General features: G+C 34.4%; 18 protein-coding genes. 11 read left to right on the top strand and 7 right to left on the bottom strand.

Annotated elements, in window-relative coordinates; translation table 11 throughout:
- Positions 1-79 precede the first annotated feature (79 nt).
- Positions 80-1,627, bottom strand: coding sequence for a sensor histidine kinase (locus ABD745_RS16505; RefSeq protein ID WP_344832515.1), 1,548 nt, complete (start codon positions 1,625-1,627; stop codon positions 80-82).
- A 204-nt stretch (positions 1,628-1,831) separates the two neighbouring features.
- On the opposite strand from ABD745_RS16505, the gene ABD745_RS16500 reads away from it, so the two are divergent.
- The gene (locus ABD745_RS16500) at positions 1,832-2,323 is read left to right on the top strand and encodes an SRPBCC family protein (protein ID WP_344832513.1); all 492 of its coding nucleotides are present in this window, start codon (positions 1,832-1,834) and stop codon (positions 2,321-2,323) included.
- A gap of 42 nt (positions 2,324-2,365) precedes the next feature.
- Here ABD745_RS16500 and ABD745_RS16495 read toward each other — a convergent pair whose 3' ends face one another.
- The 5 genes from ABD745_RS16495 to ABD745_RS16475 form a co-directional block, all read right to left on the bottom strand.
- Positions 2,366-2,710, bottom strand: a complete 345-nt coding sequence (locus ABD745_RS16495) for a hypothetical protein (RefSeq protein ID WP_306618024.1) — start codon at positions 2,708-2,710, stop codon at positions 2,366-2,368.
- Positions 2,703-4,754: a S9 family peptidase gene (locus tag ABD745_RS16490; protein WP_344832506.1), complete on the bottom strand. Its 2,052-nt coding sequence runs from the start codon at positions 4,752-4,754 to the stop codon at positions 2,703-2,705. Before ABD745_RS16490 ends, ABD745_RS16495 begins: the two co-directional genes overlap by 8 nt.
- Before the next feature lie 176 nt (positions 4,755-4,930).
- The gene (locus ABD745_RS16485; protein WP_047397313.1) at positions 4,931-5,671 is read right to left on the bottom strand and encodes a uroporphyrinogen-III synthase; all 741 of its coding nucleotides are present in this window, start codon (positions 5,669-5,671) and stop codon (positions 4,931-4,933) included.
- Positions 5,672-5,683: 12 nt separating this feature from the next.
- Positions 5,684-6,250 carry a DUF4271 domain-containing protein gene (locus ABD745_RS16480; RefSeq protein WP_344834037.1) on the bottom strand — a complete coding sequence of 189 codons (567 nt, stop codon included), beginning with the start codon at positions 6,248-6,250 and terminating at the stop codon, positions 5,684-5,686.
- Between the two features lie 285 nt (positions 6,251-6,535).
- Positions 6,536-6,667, bottom strand: a complete 132-nt coding sequence (locus ABD745_RS16475; RefSeq protein WP_344832503.1) for a hypothetical protein — start codon at positions 6,665-6,667, stop codon at positions 6,536-6,538.
- Between the two features lie 164 nt (positions 6,668-6,831).
- On the opposite strand from ABD745_RS16475, the gene ABD745_RS16470 reads away from it, so the two are divergent.
- From ABD745_RS16470 to ABD745_RS16450, 5 genes are all read left to right on the top strand, one after another.
- A complete protein-coding gene (locus ABD745_RS16470; protein WP_047397272.1) occupies positions 6,832-7,212 on the top strand; it encodes a helix-turn-helix domain-containing protein in 381 nt (126 codons plus the stop codon).
- A 44-nt stretch (positions 7,213-7,256) separates the two neighbouring features.
- The gene (locus ABD745_RS16465; RefSeq protein WP_344832497.1) at positions 7,257-7,973 is read left to right on the top strand and encodes a polyprenol monophosphomannose synthase; all 717 of its coding nucleotides are present in this window, start codon (positions 7,257-7,259) and stop codon (positions 7,971-7,973) included.
- Positions 7,970-8,347, top strand: a complete 378-nt coding sequence (locus ABD745_RS16460) for a DUF4296 domain-containing protein (protein WP_344832492.1) — start codon at positions 7,970-7,972, stop codon at positions 8,345-8,347. Before ABD745_RS16465 ends, ABD745_RS16460 begins: the two co-directional genes overlap by 4 nt.
- Positions 8,348-8,353: 6 nt before the next feature.
- Entirely contained in the window at positions 8,354-9,487 is a 1,134-nt protein-coding gene (gene tgt, locus ABD745_RS16455) for a tRNA guanosine(34) transglycosylase Tgt (protein WP_344832488.1), read from the top strand.
- A gap of 99 nt (positions 9,488-9,586) precedes the next feature.
- Entirely contained in the window at positions 9,587-10,699 is a 1,113-nt protein-coding gene (locus tag ABD745_RS16450) for an LptF/LptG family permease (RefSeq protein WP_344832483.1), read from the top strand.
- Here the strand turns inward: ABD745_RS16450 and ABD745_RS16445 are convergent.
- Positions 10,693-11,406 (bottom strand): biotin--[acetyl-CoA-carboxylase] ligase, encoded by a 714-nt coding sequence (locus tag ABD745_RS16445; RefSeq protein WP_344832478.1) that lies wholly within the window; start codon positions 11,404-11,406, stop codon positions 10,693-10,695. The genes ABD745_RS16450 and ABD745_RS16445 overlap by 7 nt on opposite strands.
- Positions 11,407-11,491: 85 nt before the next feature.
- Here ABD745_RS16445 and rsfS point away from each other — a divergent pair, with 85 nt between their 5' ends.
- The 5 genes from rsfS (at position 11,492) to ABD745_RS16420 (ending at position 16,168) form a co-directional block, all read left to right on the top strand.
- Positions 11,492-11,860: a ribosome silencing factor gene (gene rsfS / locus ABD745_RS16440; RefSeq protein WP_047397277.1), complete on the top strand. Its 369-nt coding sequence runs from the start codon at positions 11,492-11,494 to the stop codon at positions 11,858-11,860.
- Positions 11,861-11,876: 16 nt separating this feature from the next.
- Positions 11,877-13,895 (top strand): ATP-dependent zinc metalloprotease FtsH, encoded by a 2,019-nt coding sequence (gene ftsH, locus ABD745_RS16435; RefSeq protein WP_344832471.1) that lies wholly within the window; start codon positions 11,877-11,879, stop codon positions 13,893-13,895.
- A 136-nt stretch (positions 13,896-14,031) separates the two neighbouring features.
- Entirely contained in the window at positions 14,032-14,613 is a 582-nt protein-coding gene (locus ABD745_RS16430) for an LUD domain-containing protein (protein ID WP_344832466.1), read from the top strand.
- A 24-nt stretch (positions 14,614-14,637) separates the two neighbouring features.
- On the top strand, positions 14,638-15,510 hold the full coding sequence (locus ABD745_RS16425) for a phosphatidate cytidylyltransferase (RefSeq protein WP_344832463.1): 873 nt from the start codon (positions 14,638-14,640) through the stop codon (positions 15,508-15,510).
- Between the two features lie 4 nt (positions 15,511-15,514).
- Positions 15,515-16,168 (top strand): phosphatidylserine decarboxylase family protein, encoded by a 654-nt coding sequence (locus ABD745_RS16420; RefSeq protein WP_344832460.1) that lies wholly within the window; start codon positions 15,515-15,517, stop codon positions 16,166-16,168.
- Positions 16,169-16,177: the final 9 nt, after the last annotated feature.

Below are 16,177 nucleotides of genomic sequence, written 5' to 3'. Positions count from 1 at the left end.
AATAATTAATGATTAAGAATGAACATCGTCACTCTTGTCTTCTTATATTTTGTTTATTTGGTTTACTATTTTATTTATTTTAACTCATCGGCAGTTTTATCGTAAACGTACTTCCCTGATCTTTATGGGAGTCTACAATGATCTGACCTTTATGGAGTTCTACAATTTTTTTAACGTAAGAAAGTCCTAAACCTTGTCCTTTTACATTATGAATATTTCCGGTTTCTTCTCTAAAGAATTTTTCGAAAATCTTTGTTTTATTCTGGGTTTCCATTCCCATTCCTTTGTCGGAAATTTCAATTACATACCAATTCCCTTCGTTATTCGTTTTAATACTGATTTCAGGTGCTTCCGGTGAATATTTATTCGCATTGTCCAAAAGATTTACCAACATGTTGGAAATGTGAAATTCATCTATCTTAAAGGTATAATTTGTGGCTTTGAATTCCTGTGTAAGAGTGCCGTTTCTTTGCTGTACAATCAGATTGAAAGATTCTGTTGTTTTTCGGATCAGCTCTCTTACATTGGCTTCTTTTAAGAATAATTTTACCTCATTCCTTTCAAGTTTAGACATATTCAATACATTCTCCACCTGTTTTTTCATCCTCAGATTTTCCTGTTTGATGAGGTTTGAATAATATTTAACCTTATCAGGATTTGTCGCAATTTTATCATTTGCCAAAGAATCTGTCGCCACAGAAATTGTTGCTAAGGGAGTTTTAAACTCATGAGACATGTTATTAATAAAATCCGTTTTCACTTCCGCCAGTTTTTTCTGCCTCATCATATAGTTGATGGAAATAATATAAATTCCCAAAATTGTCAACAGTGAAAGGAATGTTCCTAACAGCATGGGCCAATTATTCATCGCCAGGGAATACTCCTTTTTCGGAAAAACTAAGGCTAAACTATACAAAGTCCTTTCTTTTGAGTCTGTAAAAAGAGGGTAATTGTAGGTATTATTGTCTTTTTTCTCTTTGTAAAGCTTGTTAACAACGCTGGTCAGTTTATTATTCTTATCCGTAATTCCATAGCCGAATGTTGCAGAAATTCCTCTTATTCTCAATTCTTTTGTAATCACGGAATCCAGAATTTTTTCATCAACTCTTTTTGTAATAGGTAAATTGTTTCCATTAACCTTCACAAATTCTTTCATGGCATAATCACCATTTTCGATATCCCGGTTAAGATCTGCCGTTAAAAGCTCGCGACTTGTGGTATCTCTTTTTATTTTATAGGCAGCTTCGTCGGAATATAAAGTTGTTAATTTTAAAGAATCGCCTTTTTGGGACAGCGGAAGCTGGTTTTTTTCAATAATATTTTTTGAATAAACGATCTGTCTCTGCGTACCGGAATCTTCTACCTGCTGAATTGTCGTTAAAGACGGTTGGCTGCTGTTGGCAAGAATATTTGTTCTGAAATCTTTATTATCTTCATTCAGATATTTATCAACCTCAATTTCGCCAATGGTTTTCGAAGTATTTTCCAGTGCGGAATATACTTTGGAAGAAAAATCCTGATCCAATGCACCATAATAACGTTTCAACCAATAAAACTGGAGCGTGACGAAGACAATCAATGAGATCGTCATAAACACCGAGATTATTGGGATGAATTTATTATTCATTTACTTTATTTTATGAGTTCTTTTAAAAGCGAATGTTAAAATTAATTATTTTACGACTAGATAAACAAAAAACGAGCCAAAAAATTGTGTTATTATTCTTAAAAATATGTTTTTTAACATTTATTTATAAATTTATAAATACTTGTCCTATGAAAAGTGTCGTAAGAGAAGAAAAAAGTAGCTTTGTTTAAACAAAATATTATTATGGAATCTAATATCATTTTTAACAAAGATTTTGATTCGAACAGTGTTTATGTAATGAAAATTTACAAGGCTGAAGTTTCAAAAGTGTGGGATTACTTTACCAAATCTGAATTATTGGATCAATGGTGGGCTCCAAAACCCTGGAAATGCGAAACAAAAAAGCAGGATTTTACGGAAGGCGGAATTTGGTTATATTCAATGGTCGGTCCGGAAGGAGAAAGGCATTATGCTCAGGTGAAGTACGGAGAAATTATGGAACACAGAAGTTTCGATGGTACAGATACTTTCTGCGACGAAAACGGAAATATAAACCCTGATTTTCCTGAAGCAAAATGGCTTTTTGGTTTTACAGGAGTTGAAGAAGGGGCGAAAGTTACCGTTAATATTCATTTTCAAACCTCTGAAGCGATGGCTAAGCTGATTGAAATGGGTTTTGAGGAAGGTTTCAAAATGGGACTGAATCAATTGGAGAAAATTTTGAAAAATCAATGAATAAAAAAACGGAAAGTGATATTGCTTTCCGTTTTTTTATTTTTAAATCAATTCTTCGTCCTGAAAATATTGAATAATCGCTTTTTTCATCAGAATCTGTTGTTCATTCGGTTTGAGTTCCGGAAGTTTTTCTAACTCTTCAAAATGGGGATATCCGTCATCATCATAATGCGAAAATTTATAATATCCAAAAGGTTCTAAAAGTCTGCAAACCGCGATGTGAAGTAAGTTTAGCTTGTCGTCTTTCGTATATTTCTGTTGACCGCTTCCCAATTCCTGAAGTCCTATCAAAAACAAATAAGTTTCAATAGGAGCATCTTTTTCGGTGTCAAAATTTTCAATGAAAAACTGTTGTATTTTCTGCCAATATTCTGCGTCGTTAATCATCTTTTTTCTTTTCTAATTTTAATAAAAAAGCATATTCTAATGCGTCTTCCTTCAACGATTCAAATCTTCCGCTCGCTCCTCCGTGTCCGGCACTCATATCAGTTTTAAAAACTAAAAGATTGTCGTCTGTTTTTAATTCTCTCAATTTTGCCGTCCATTTTGCAGGCTCCCAATATTGAACCTGAGAATCATGCAAGCCGGTTGTAATCAATGTATGCGGGTAATCCTTTGCTTCCACATTGTCGTAAGGCGAATAAGATTTCATATAATGATAATATTCTTCGTCATTCGGATTCCCCCATTCGTCGTATTCTCCGGTTGTTAAAGGAATTGTTTCATCCAACATTGTCGAAACTACGTCCACAAAAGGAACCTGAGCTACAATTCCGTTGAATAAAGTCGGTTCGTAATTCATTACAGCTCCAACCAATAATCCTCCTGCGCTTCCGCCCATTGCATACAGGTGTTTTGAAGAAGTATAATTTTCTTTAATCAAATATTTTCCGGCATCAATAAAATCGAAGAATGTGTTCTTTTTAAACAGCATTTTTCCGTCTTCATACCATTCTCGTCCTAAATATTCACCACCTCTGATGTGAGCAATTGCATAAATGAAACCTCTATCTAAAATTGACAATCGCACATTCGAAAAACTCGCATCAACAGTGTGTCCGTAACTCCCGTAACCATATAAAAGCACCGGTGTATCTGCAGATTTTTTCGTATCTTTATGATACACCAAAGAAATCGGAACTTTAGCTTCTCCGTCTCTGGAATCTGCCCAAATTCTTTCGGAAATATAATTTTCAGCAAAGAATTTTCCGCCTAAAACTTCCTGTTGTTTTAGAAGTTTGGTGGTTTTTTCTTTCATATCATATTCGTAAGTTGAACTTGGCTGGGTAAGAGAAGTGTAGCCATAACGCAAAACTTCTGTGTCGAATTCCAGATTAACTCCAATATAAGCGGTGTAAGTAGGATCTGAAAAGGGTAAGTAATAAGATTCCTGAGTTTTTTCGTCAATGATTTTGATCTGTAACAAACCTTCTTCTCTTTCTTCAAGAACAAGATAATTTTTAAAGATTTCAAAACCTTCCAATAAAACCTTTTCACGGTGAGGGATCACATCCACCCAGTTCTCCATTCCGCAGTTGTCTATTTTTGCTTTTACAATTTTGAAATTGGTAGCATCGTCTGCATTGGTGATGATATAAAATTCGTCTTCGTAATGTTCTACGGAATATTCAAGATCTTCAATTCTTGGCTGAATAATCTTCCAGTCTGCAAATACATTGTCCGCCGGAATAAATCTGTGCTCATCCGAAATCGTGCTTGAACTCGCGATGAAAATATATTCCAAAGATTTTGTTTTAAAAACATTGACATCAAAAGTATCATCCTTTTCATGGAAAATTAAAATATCTTCTGAAGAATCTGTTCCTAATTTATGTCTGTAAACCTGAAAAGCTCTTAAACTTTCATCTTTTCTGGTATAAAAAACATGCTCATTGTCTTTTGCCCAAACTGCTTTTCCTGTTGTATTAAGGATTTTATCGGGAAGAATTTCTCCTGTTTTTAAGTTTTTAAAATTAATGGTATAAATTCTGCGGCTAACGTTGTCGCTTGAAAATGAGGCTAATTCGTTGTTTGGAGAAACAGCAACGCTTCCGACCTCAAAATAATCTTCTCCTTCTGCCAAAATATTAACATCAAGAATGATTTCTTCTTCGTTCTCTAAACTTTTATATTTTCTGCAAAAAATGGGATATTCTTTTCCTTCTTCGTAACGGACGATATACCAATATTCATTAAAGAAATAGGGCAAAGATTCGTCATCTTTTTTGTATCGGGCTTTCATTTCTTCGAAAAGCTCTTCCTGAAGCTGTTCTGTGTCTTTCATCACAAATTCTTCGTAAGAATTCTCTTCTTCAAGATATTTTATGACTTCAGGATTTTCTCTTTCATTAAGCCAGAAATAATTGTCGATCCTTTTGTCTCCGTGTATTTCAAGTATTTTTTCTATTTTTTTTGCCTGTGGAGCTTTCATCCGAATATTTTAATTTTTTTATTTGGTCGGATGGAACGTCCTTCTACATTTTCTCTTTTTGAAGAGCCATTCTACATGGACGTTTCATTCAATGTTAATTCTTGTTCAAATTTAATTAAAAAAAAACCATCTTTCCTTTATGAAAAGACGGTTACTTTATATTTTATATTAAAAACCTATTTATGAAGAGCTTTAATATACTTTTCCAATGCCATTGTCATGGACGGAGTTTCTTTTGTAGGAGCCATTAAATCTACTTTTATTCCCGCTTCTTCCGCTGCTGCCAAAGTCGTTGTTCCGAAAACACCGATTTTAGTTTCATCCTGTTTGAAATCCGGGAAATTTTGTTGTAATGACTTAATTCCTTGTGGGCTGAAGAAAATCAGCATGTCGTAATCCTTAATCGTAATATCAGTAAGATCACTGCAAACCGTTCTGTACATGATTGCTCTCTTCCACTCAATGTTTGCGGCGTCAAGAGTTTTCACGATATCCGGGCTTAAAACATCTGAAGATGGCAACAAATATTTCTCAGTCGGGAATTTTTTGAAAAGAGGAGCCAGATCAGAGAAATTCTTTTCTCCAAAGCTGATTTTTCTTTTTCTGTAAACAATGTGCTTTTGAAGATAATTCGCAATTGCTTCCGACTGACAGATGTATCTCATCGTGTCAGGAACCGCAAAACGTAATTCTTCTGCTAATCTGAAGTAATGATCTATAGCGTTTTTACTCGTGAAAATAATTCCCGTGTATTGTGTAAGATCAATCTTCTGTGTTCTTAATTCTTTATTGTCAACCCCTTCGACATGGATAAAAGGTCGGAAATCAATCTTTATTTTTTCCTTCTTCGCTATATCCAGATATGGAGAAGACTCACTAGGCGCTGGTTGAGAAACCAATATAGACTTTATTCTCATCATTGACATTCGTTAAAAAAATAATAGTTTCCAAAGCAATAATAATGGTGCAATTTGGAGGGTGCAAATATACAAAAATTTATAATACCATTTTTCGGGTAAGATGTTGTTCTTATGAAATAAATAGAAAAAAACTTTGAAAATGAAGACTATAGCAAAAAATGATAAATAATATAAAAACAATTTATTTCTGTCGACAGGGAAATAATAGTGGGTTACACATAAAATTATTAATAAAAATGACAGAATGAAATAAAATTTTGTGGAGGTAAAATAAAAAATAGTCCATTTTTTTCCATCACCGATACTTTGGTAAAATAAAAATCCTAAACCTGATTTTATTAGATAAAAAAATACCACAGCAATTAAACAAAACCCGAATTTGTTAAGCTGATATCCCAAAATCTGTAAATCCGCAACGTATTTCGGAACAGTAGGAATGTATTGCGAGATTAAAACAGATAAAGTAAGAGCAATCACACAGGAAGTGATCACCCAGCTTGGCAGGTTATTGCTTGCATCAAAATATTTTTGAAGCAGAAAGTCTCTCAGGTTGGCCTCTCTCTCTACGATATTCATCATAAAAAGGTATAAAAATATACAGCCCAACAATATAAAAATTACCCAATCGTTGTTTTCAGGTATTCTTATATGATTTGTAATATTTTGTGATAACAGCAAAGGAATGTTTTTTGCAAAATTATAGATTATTTTGTATAATAGAAAAAAAGCCTGAATATTCAGGCTTTTTTTCTATTATACAAAAATTTTTATGTGGTTTTCTTCAATTTATCACCCAATATTATTCCAACCGGACCTATAATTGGAAATATGATTAAGGCAACATAAGGCAAAATCCCAGATTTATTTGTTTTTAGTTTTTTGAGTTTTCTCTATTGGATTAGCTGTATTGTCTTGATTTTCATCATTCATACAAGAAAGCATAGAACCAATAGTTAAAGATAAGAATAATGTGTAAATAATTGTTTTTTTCATCTTAAAAAAATTAAATTGTTAATATTAAATTAAACAAAAGCTTTTGTACTACAAACATATACAATTCCCTTAAAATGCAATTTAATTCTTGATGTGATTATTATGTGAATTTTATGTGGTTTTTAGCCCATAAATTTTATATTTGTTTTTAAATCCGACATACGATGGTAAAAAATAAGCTGATCAGAACCCGAAAAGCAAAGTACACCCAGGAAAATATGGCTAAGTTATTGCATATGAGCCAATCCCAGTATCAAAGAAGAGAAACTGGGGAGATTAAAATATCTGATGATGAATGGGAGAGAATAGCAAAAGTTCTTGATGTGGAAGTAGAAGATATTAAAGAAGAGGATGTTGTCCAAAGTATCATTAATAATTATGATAACAGTTCGGGAAGCTATTCTCCTTATATAAATAACAATTATAATATTCCTGAATTCATGGTGAAAAGCATGGAAGAGTATTTGGATATTCTTAAACAGGAAAATCGACAGTTGAAAGATGAGAATATTAAATTAAAACAACAAATTAACACACCTTTATGACTTGTGATTGTCTATAATAACTATCTTTGCAGACAATTTTTGAAATGAAAAAACTGGTCATAATTCCGACTTACAACGAAAAGGAAAATATTGAAAATATTATTTCCGCGGTTTTTGCATTGGAAGATGACTTTCATATTTTGGTAGTGGATGACTCGTCTCCCGATGGAACGGCGGAAGTAGTGAAGGATTTGCAGAAGAAATTTCCGCACTATTTGCATTTGTCTATCAGGAAGGTGAAAGACGGTTTAGGAAAGGCTTATATCCACGGATTTAAATGGGCAATCGAAAATAAATACGATTACATTTTTGAAATGGATGCCGATTTTTCTCACAATCCAAACGACTTACCGAAACTTTTTGAAGCGTGTCTGAATGCGGATATGGCAATCGGGTCACGTTACTCAAAAGGAGTAAATGTGGTAAACTGGCCAATGGGAAGGGTTTTACTTTCTTATTTTGCTTCAAAATATGTGAGATTTGTTTTAGGACTTTCAATTCATGATACAACTGCCGGTTTCGTTTGTTTTTCGCGAAAAGTGCTGGAAGAGATCGGGTTGGATAATGTAAGATTAAAAGGTTATGGATTTCAGATTGAAATGAAATTCAGAGCTTTTAAAAAAGGATTCAAAATTGTAGAAGTGCCTATTATTTTTACAAACAGAATCTTGGGAGAAAGCAAAATGAATGGAGGAATTATTCATGAAGCGGTTTTTGGAGTTTTAAATTTAAAATGGAAATCTATAATCAACAGATTATGAAAAAACTGATCTTCATTTTCGTTTTAATGTGTCTGTTTTCTTGTGGAGATTATATCGACAAGCCTAAAAATCTTATCCCAAAAGATCAGATGGCAGAAATTCTGGCAGATTTATCAATTAACGATCAGGCAACTTTCATGTATCCGAATTCAAATCTTGAAGCAGGAACAAGATATGTCCTGAAAACACATAATGTAAAATCCAATGATTTTATAGAAAGTTTCAAATATTACGTTGTCAAAGAAAAAATGAACGGGATTGCAGAAGAGGCCCAAAAAATATTATTAGAAAAAGATCCTAAAGCGGATAAATATATAAAGGACAAAAAAAGTAAAATAGTAAGTCCTGAAAATCTTCCGGCTTTATCAAGATAATTAAAGATGCAAAAATTTTTTAATATAGAAAAAACCTCCGAGGGAAAGGCCAGAGCAGGGGAACTTATCACAGATCACGGTAAGGTTCAGACGCCGATTTTTATGCCCGTAGGAACGGTTGCAAGCGTAAAAACAGTACACCAAAGAGAATTAAAAGAAGACATAAACGCCCAGATCATTTTGGGTAACACCTATCATTTATACCTTCGCCCGGGAATGGAAACGATGCAGGCTGCAGGAGGTTTACACAAATTCATGAACTGGGATCTTCCTATTCTTACAGATTCAGGAGGCTTTCAGGTGTTTTCCTTGGCGAGCAGCCGAAAAATGTCGGAAGAAGGAGCAAGATTCAAATCTCATATCGACGGAAGTTATCACATGTTTTCTCCAGAAAAATCGATGGAAATCCAGAGACAGATCGGAGCAGATATTTTCATGGCTTTTGATGAATGTGTAGCTTATCCTTGCGAATACAATCAGGCAAAAACATCAATGGAACTGACACACCGTTGGTTAAAAAGATGTATAGAGTGGACGGAAAATAATCCTGAATTATACGGTTACAAACAAAGGCTTTTCCCAATCGTTCAGGGTTCTACTTTTTCTGATTTAAGAAAAATTTCAGCAGAAGTAATTGCTGAATCAGGTGCTGAAGGAAACGCAATCGGCGGACTTTCTGTAGGTGAACCGGAAGAGGAAATGTACAGAATCACCGATGAGGTTACCGATATTTTACCAAAAGATAAACCAAGATATTTGATGGGAGTTGGAACCCCGTGGAATATTCTGGAATCAATCGGTCTAGGAATTGATATGATGGATTGTGTCATGCCAACAAGAAATGCAAGAAACGCAATGCTTTTCACTTGGAAAGGTGTTATGAACATGAAAAACGAAAAGTGGAAACAAGACTTTTCGCCTTTGGACGAGTTTGGAACGAGTTTCGTAGACAGAGAATATTCAAAAGCTTATGTGAGACATTTATTTGTTTCTAAAGAATATTTGGCAAAACAAATCGCTTCAATTCATAACTTGGCATTTTATTTAGACTTGGTAAAAGTTGCCAGAGAACATATTATTGCAGGAGATTTCTACGAATGGAAAAGATCTGTAGATCCGATTCTTAGACAAAGGCTCTAAAAATAAATGTTGGAAAAGTCCCGAATAGATGGCTTAAAATAGAGTAGGATGTAAATCCTGTTTAAATAAAATAGTAAAACGCATTAAAAAAATAAAATAATGCTAAAAATTATAGACAGATATATCGTTAAAAAATACCTTGGAACCTTCAGTTTCATGTTGATATTGTTGTCTATAGTTGTTTTGGTAATTGATGTACAGTCAAAAATTCCAAGGATTCAAAATGCAACGGCAATCGATCCGAAACTTAACGTTACCTACTTTTTGATCCATTTTTATCCATTTTGGATCATTAATCTGGTAATGACTTTCCTTTCGATTTTGGTATTCATTTCAGTGATTTATTTCACGTCGAGAATGGCAAATAATACCGAAATTGTTGCTGTAATCAGTAGCGGAGCCAGCTTTCACCGATTTGCGAGACCTTATTTGTTGACGTCTTTATTCATCGCAATTTTATCGTTAGGAATTAATCATTTTGTGCTGCCTTGGGCAAATATCCAGAAAAATCAGCTGGAGGCTTATACTTACAACGCTGTAAATAAAGAAAAGGTTTTGGGAACAGCTCCGGTTTCCGCGCAATTAAGCAAAACAGAATATATTTTCATCAATTCATGGAACAAAAGAGAAAAAAGAGGTTCGGGTTTCTTGTATCAGAAGTTTGATAAAAATAGAAAAATGACCTACGAATTAAAGGCTTCTGATGTTTCCTGGGATAAAGATAAAAAATATTTTGTCTTAAATTCTTATACAGAAAAGACCATCAATAAAGATGAAACTGAGAAGTTAGCCAATGGTTTTGATTTAAAGAAAAAGTTTGGTCACGATCCCGACGAGCTTTTTCCGAACGAACTTTTAGGCCAGAATAAAACCACTCCGGAACTTTTAAAATTCATCAAAAGGGAAACGGAAAAAGGTAACAGTAACCTGAATACCCACCTGAATGAGCTCCATCAAAGAACTTCAATGCCTGTTTCTGTTATTATTCTTACGTTTTTGGCGCTTTCACTTTCTTCACAGAAAAAACGGGGAGGTTTGGGAATTAATTTGGCTTTAGGTATTTCTCTGGCTTTCATTTTTGTATTCTCTTTTGAAGCTTTAAAGGTAGTTTCCGAGAACAAAAGCATGTCTCCGGCTTTGGCGATGTGGTTTCCGAATATTGTCTTTTTTCCGCTTGCAGCTTATCTTTATCTGAAAAGAGCCAATCAGTAAAGTAATTTTATCTCTTTGTGATAAAAAGATTTTAAACTCTCTTCCAGCTCAATCCAGAGTTCACCTTTTTCGTCGGCGTGTCTGATGATGCCATTTTGTCGTTTTCCGTTCAATTCAAAAACCGAAATTTCATCTTTCCGGAATAAATTAGCATTAAAAAGGCTCATGATTTCATGTTCGGAAGGGATGTTTTTTAATTTTTCAATTAAGAAATTATTAAGGTTTAAAGTAAATTCCTCAAGATTAAAATACTTTCCGGTTTGTGTTAAAAGTGATCCAGCATTGGATATTTCGTCAAATTTTTCCTGAAGAACATTGAATCCGGCACCAATGATGAAATAATTATTTTGGTTGATTTTTTTCTTTTCAATTAAAATTCCGACTATTTTTTTATTTTTCAGGATAATGTCGTTCGGCCATTTTATTTTCACTATATTTTCAGTCAAATTGGCAAGGAAATCGCTGATGACAATTGCGGTATAATAATTGAACATAAAATCCGAGATTGTAAAGTGCTTAGTCTTTACAGCAAGAGTAAAAGCCAAATTCTTTTCAGCGGTTGATGACCAGGTATTTCCATACTGACCGCGACCTTTCGTCTGGTTGAAAGTATAAAGGGAAATAAAATCTGAACTTTCATAAAGTAAAAACTTTGAAATTTCGTCATTAGTAGAAGAGCACTCCTTTAGGTAGAATAATTGACTCATTTAAGAAAACTTTAAGACTTTAAAAGGCTAAAAGTAAGGCTAAAGTAAAAGAAAAACAATAAATTTGCAGATTATAGATATTTTAATGAATAAAACAGCAGAAAAGCAGGCGCTAATAGATAAAATTGTAGAGGCTATCCAAGATGTAAAAGGTGAAGATATTATGATCTTCGATCTTTCTAAAATTGAAAATTCAGTAGCAGAAACCTTTGTTATCTGTAGCGGAAACTCTAATACACAAGTATCTGCATTAGCAGGAAGCGTAGAAAAAAAAGTAAGAAACGATCTTAAAGACAGACCTTGGCATGTAGAAGGTACCGAAAACTCAATGTGGGTTTTGGTAGATTATGTGACGGTGGTAGTTCACATTTTCCAAAAAGAAACCCGTGAGTATTATGATATTGAGGAACTTTGGGGAGATGCGGCAATCACAAAAATCGAAAGTGAATATTAAATTTTAAAAAGTATAAATGAACAATAAAGGATTTAACTGGTTTTTTCCGATTGCGATCATAGCTCTTTTGTTATTCTTTATCCCTAATTTTTTGGGTGACAGCAGTGCGAAATCTATTGATGAAGATAGTTTCTTCAGAGAAATGCAAACGGGGAAAGTTCAGAAGGTGTTAATAGATAAGCAGGCTCAAAAAGCTGATGTATTTTTAACACAGGCTGCTAAAACAGCGACAGTAAAAAAAGACGATAAAGCAAACCCTTTTTCAAGTCTTGTGATGGCTCCTAAAGCAGATTACAGCCTTAAGTATGGAGACTTAACACTTTTCTTAGAAAAATTTGAAGCTATAAAACAACAAAATCCTGCCATAAAAACATCCAAAGATTATGCAGAAGGAGAAAGCCCGCTGATGGGATTCCTTGTTCAGGCATTAATCTGGATCACAATTTTAGGATTATTTTATTTCCTTCTTTTCAGAAAGATGGGAAGCGGAGGCGGTCCTGGTGGACAAATTTTCTCTATCGGAAAATCTAAAGCAAAACTTTTCGACGAAAAAGAAAGAATTCAGGTGACATTTAAAGATGTTGCTGGTTTGGAAGGTGCTAAAGAAGAGGTTCAGGAAGTTGTTGATTTCTTGAAAAACTCAGAAAAATATACAAAATTAGGAGGTAAAATCCCTAAAGGTGTTCTTTTGGTGGGCCCTCCGGGAACAGGTAAAACGTTGTTGGCGAAAGCTGTGGCGGGTGAAGCGAAAGTTCCTTTTTTCTCACTTTCAGGTTCTGATTTTGTGGAAATGTTTGTTGGAGTTGGTGCTTCGAGAGTAAGAGATCTTTTTGCTCAGGCTAAAGCTAAATCCCCTGCAATTATCTTTATTGATGAGATTGACGCGATCGGACGTGCAAGAGGAAAAAACAATTTCTCCGGCGGAAACGACGAAAGGGAAAATACATTGAACCAGCTTCTTACAGAGATGGATGGTTTTGGAACAGATGTAAATGTAATCGTAATGGCTGCAACCAACAGAGCTGATATTTTAGATAAAGCTTTAATGAGAGCAGGTCGTTTTGACCGTTCGATTTATGTAGACCTTCCGGAATTGCACGAAAGAAGAGAGATTTTTGATGTTCACTTAAAGAAAATCAAATTAGATGATACTGTTGACAGAGACTTCTTGGCAAAACAAACTCCGGGATTCAGTGGAGCAGATATTGCCAACGTTTGTAATGAAGCAGCATTAATTGCAGCTAGAAATAGCCATACATCAGTTACAAAACAGGATTTCCTTGATGCTGTAGACAGAATTATCGGTGGTCTTGAAAAGAAAAACATGGCAATCAAACCTTCAGAAAAGAGGAGAGTTGCTTATCATGAAGCAGGACACGCTACCATCTCTTGGTTGGTAGAGCATGCGGCTCCATTGTTGAAAGTGACGATTGTGCCGAGAGGACGTTCTTTAGGAGCAGCTTGGTATCTTCCAGAAGAAAGACAATTGACAACTACTGAACAAATGCTGGATGAATTGTGTGCAACGTTGGGAGGTAGAGCTGCAGAGCAGGTTATATTTAACAATATTTCAACCGGTGCGCTTTCTGATTTGGAAAGTGTGACGAAAAGAGCTCAGGCAATGGTTACAATCTACGGATTAAGCCCAAATATTGGTAATATTTCTTATTACGACAGTTCAGGACAGTCTGAATACAGTTTTGGAAAACCTTATTCTGAAGAAACTGCCAAGAAAATTGATGTTGAGATTAAATCAATCATTGAAAATCAATATCAGAGAGCAGTTCAGATTCTTACTGAAAATAAAGATAAGCTTGATGCTTTGGCGAATAAACTTTTAGAAAAAGAAGTGATATTCCGTGAGGATCTTGAGGATATATTCGGAAAAAGAGCATGGGATCCTGAATTGACAGAGAGACCTGTGACGAATACAATTCCTACAGTTGGAGAATCAGCAGAACCAATTGTTATCAAAGAGAAAGAAAGAGAAGAGGGAAGTGAAATTCAGGCTCCTGAAAGTCCGACTCAGCTCTAAAAAAAATAAATTTTAATTAATTTAAAACCTGACAGTTCCAAAATTGTCAGGTTTTTTCATATTTATCGGCATGTTTTTGGATTTCTATCTAATTAATTTTATATTTTTGTATAAAGTTGATTAAAAATAAATTAAGTTGAATTTATTCAAGAAAATTGTAAGCAAACTTACCAACCAGCCTGAAGAAGACGAAAAACAGAGTCTGGAGAAGCTAGGGGATTCGCTAAAAAATGCGGATCTCGACTATAAGTTTGCTCAATTGTTTACACATTCCGGAGGTTTTTTTAATTATTGTGCAGATGAAGCGGAAGCTTTACAGACTTTAAACCAGATCATCAAAATAGAAGGCATCAGCAATCTTTTTTGTTGGGATAAAGATCTTCAGAATTTTTTGAATGTTGTAAAAGCTCCCTACACTTCCGAGTTGCAAAGTCAGAATGATGCAAGTTTCATCACCTGCGAATATCTGATCGCTTATGACGGAAGGATCATGCTCTCTCATAATAATATTCTTCATTACCATTCTTCAAGACTGCCGAATAAAATCATTATTATGGCAAATGTTTCCCAGATTGTGAATAATCTGAATGATGCGATGGGAAAAATAAAGAGAAACGGTAACATCAAAAACCTTACTTCTATCAGTGGAGGTCAGTCGAAACTCGATACATCTTCCAATACTAATACAAAACTGTTTTTACTGCTGCTTGAAGATTAAGCATCAACTTCTAAATTTAAAATTTTGGACAAAAATCTCATTCAAAGAACCCTATCAGGAATTGTTTACGTTGCAGTTATCATTCTTTGTACAACTCCGCTTGGATCACAATTAATCAACAGTATTTCTCCTGATCTTGTAAAGCAGGAATATTTATATTACGGTTTAATCACGCTTTTGATGGGGGTCGGTTCTTGGGAGTGTTTTAAAATAATGAAATTTGGGAACGGCTACGAAAGATTCGTTGTGTTTCCTTTGGTTATTTTTATCTTTTATATTTTTTCTAAAAGATATTTCCATTTTGATTTCTTCTTTGATTTTAGAATAAGTGAAATTCTGGCTTTGGTGTTAATTATCATTGCTGCGGTCACGTTATTTAAATATCCGAACGAATTGTACTTCGACAGCGGAAAACTGATTTTTACGGTCATTTATGTCGCTCTGCCATTTAGTTTTGCATTGGGATTACCCAAGTTTTCAAGTTATGACAACTCATTTTCGCTGGAAATTCTTTTCTTGTTTATTTTAATCTGGAGTAGCGATACTTTTGCTTATTTAACAGGGAAATTCTTCGGAAAACATAAAATGGCTCCTAAAATTTCTCCCAAAAAAACGTGGGAAGGATATATTGGCGGAGTAGTTTTAACATTAATTTTATCTTATTTCATCGAACAATATCAACCTGATCTTCGCGGAAACTGGATCATTGTTGGGTTTTTAGTGGCTGCATTCGCTCCTGTAGGGGATTTGGTGGAAAGCCAGCTGAAAAGAAATTTTGCAGTGAAAGATAGCGGAAACATTATTCCGGGGCACGGTGGAGTATTAGATAGGCTGGATAGTTTTTTAATCTGCGTTCCTGTCGTATATTTGTACTTTATTTTAGAAAAATTTATTTAATCTCATGAAACTACACAGAGAATCAAAAGGAACGATTACTGTAGCAACCATACTTTTCATTATATTGGGTGTGTTGGCTATTTATTTTCTTAAAATGTGGTCGTTGTTGATCATCCTGCCTTTATTGGTAATTTACAGCTTAGTATTTTGGTTCTTCCGAGTTCCGAATCGTGATATTTTAGATCACAAAGAAAACGTTATTGCTCCTGTTGACGGGAAAGTGGTAATGATAAAGGAAGTGGATGAAGATGAATTTATTAAAGGAAAAGCCATTCAGGTTTCGATTTTTATGTCTCCTTTAAATGTGCATATTTGTAGATATCCGGTTTCGGGAAAGGTAATTTATAAAAAATATCACCCGGGAAAATATCTGGTAGCCTGGCATGAGAAATCATCTACAGAAAATGAAAGAACAACGGTTGCGGTTGAAAGTTTAACAAACCATAAAGTGGTGTTCAGACAAATCGCAGGGTATGTTGCGAGAAGAATCGTTTTCTATTGTAATGAAGGTGATGAGGCAAAAGCTGGTCATGAATTCGGGTTTATTAAATTCGGTTCGAGAATGGACGTTTTTCTTCCTTTGGATACTGAGATTGTTTGCAAAATCGGAGATATTACAAAAGGTGGTATTGATGTGATTGCCAAAATGAAGGATTAAGATTTAACT

Origin of the sequence: Chryseobacterium ginsenosidimutans (assembly GCF_039536845.1) — a bacterium.
Taxonomy (GTDB): Bacteria; Bacteroidota; Bacteroidia; order Flavobacteriales; family Weeksellaceae; genus Chryseobacterium; species Chryseobacterium ginsenosidimutans_B.
Note: the sequence above shows the minus strand (reverse complement) of the source record. Positions and strands in the feature narration are given on the sequence as shown.

Bases quoted from the DNA above. Each gene is read 5' to 3' on its own strand.
- ABD745_RS16505 (WP_344832515.1), bottom strand. From the start codon at position 1,627: ATGAATAATAAATTCATCCCAATAATCTCGGTGTTTATGACGATCTCA.
- ABD745_RS16500 (WP_344832513.1), top strand. From the start codon at position 1,832: ATGGAATCTAATATCATTTTTAACAAAGATTTTGATTCGAACAGTGTT.
- ABD745_RS16495 (WP_306618024.1), bottom strand. From the start codon at position 2,710: ATGATTAACGACGCAGAATATTGGCAGAAAATACAACAGTTTTTCATT.
- ABD745_RS16490 (WP_344832506.1), bottom strand. From the start codon at position 4,754: ATGAAAGCTCCACAGGCAAAAAAAATAGAAAAAATACTTGAAATACAC.
- ABD745_RS16485 (WP_047397313.1), bottom strand. From the start codon at position 5,671: ATGAGAATAAAGTCTATATTGGTTTCTCAACCAGCGCCTAGTGAGTCT.
- ABD745_RS16480 (WP_344834037.1), bottom strand. From the start codon at position 6,250: ATGAATATCGTAGAGAGAGAGGCCAACCTGAGAGACTTTCTGCTTCAA.
- ABD745_RS16475 (WP_344832503.1), bottom strand. From the start codon at position 6,667: ATGAAAAAAACAATTATTTACACATTATTCTTATCTTTAACTATTGGT.
- ABD745_RS16470 (WP_047397272.1), top strand. From the start codon at position 6,832: ATGGTAAAAAATAAGCTGATCAGAACCCGAAAAGCAAAGTACACCCAG.
- ABD745_RS16465 (WP_344832497.1), top strand. From the start codon at position 7,257: ATGAAAAAACTGGTCATAATTCCGACTTACAACGAAAAGGAAAATATT.
- ABD745_RS16460 (WP_344832492.1), top strand. From the start codon at position 7,970: ATGAAAAAACTGATCTTCATTTTCGTTTTAATGTGTCTGTTTTCTTGT.
- tgt (WP_344832488.1), top strand. From the start codon at position 8,354: ATGCAAAAATTTTTTAATATAGAAAAAACCTCCGAGGGAAAGGCCAGA.
- ABD745_RS16450 (WP_344832483.1), top strand. From the start codon at position 9,587: ATGCTAAAAATTATAGACAGATATATCGTTAAAAAATACCTTGGAACC.
- ABD745_RS16445 (WP_344832478.1), bottom strand. From the start codon at position 11,406: ATGAGTCAATTATTCTACCTAAAGGAGTGCTCTTCTACTAATGACGAA.
- rsfS (WP_047397277.1), top strand. From the start codon at position 11,492: ATGAATAAAACAGCAGAAAAGCAGGCGCTAATAGATAAAATTGTAGAG.
- ftsH (WP_344832471.1), top strand. From the start codon at position 11,877: ATGAACAATAAAGGATTTAACTGGTTTTTTCCGATTGCGATCATAGCT.
- ABD745_RS16420 (WP_344832460.1), top strand. From the start codon at position 15,515: ATGAAACTACACAGAGAATCAAAAGGAACGATTACTGTAGCAACCATA.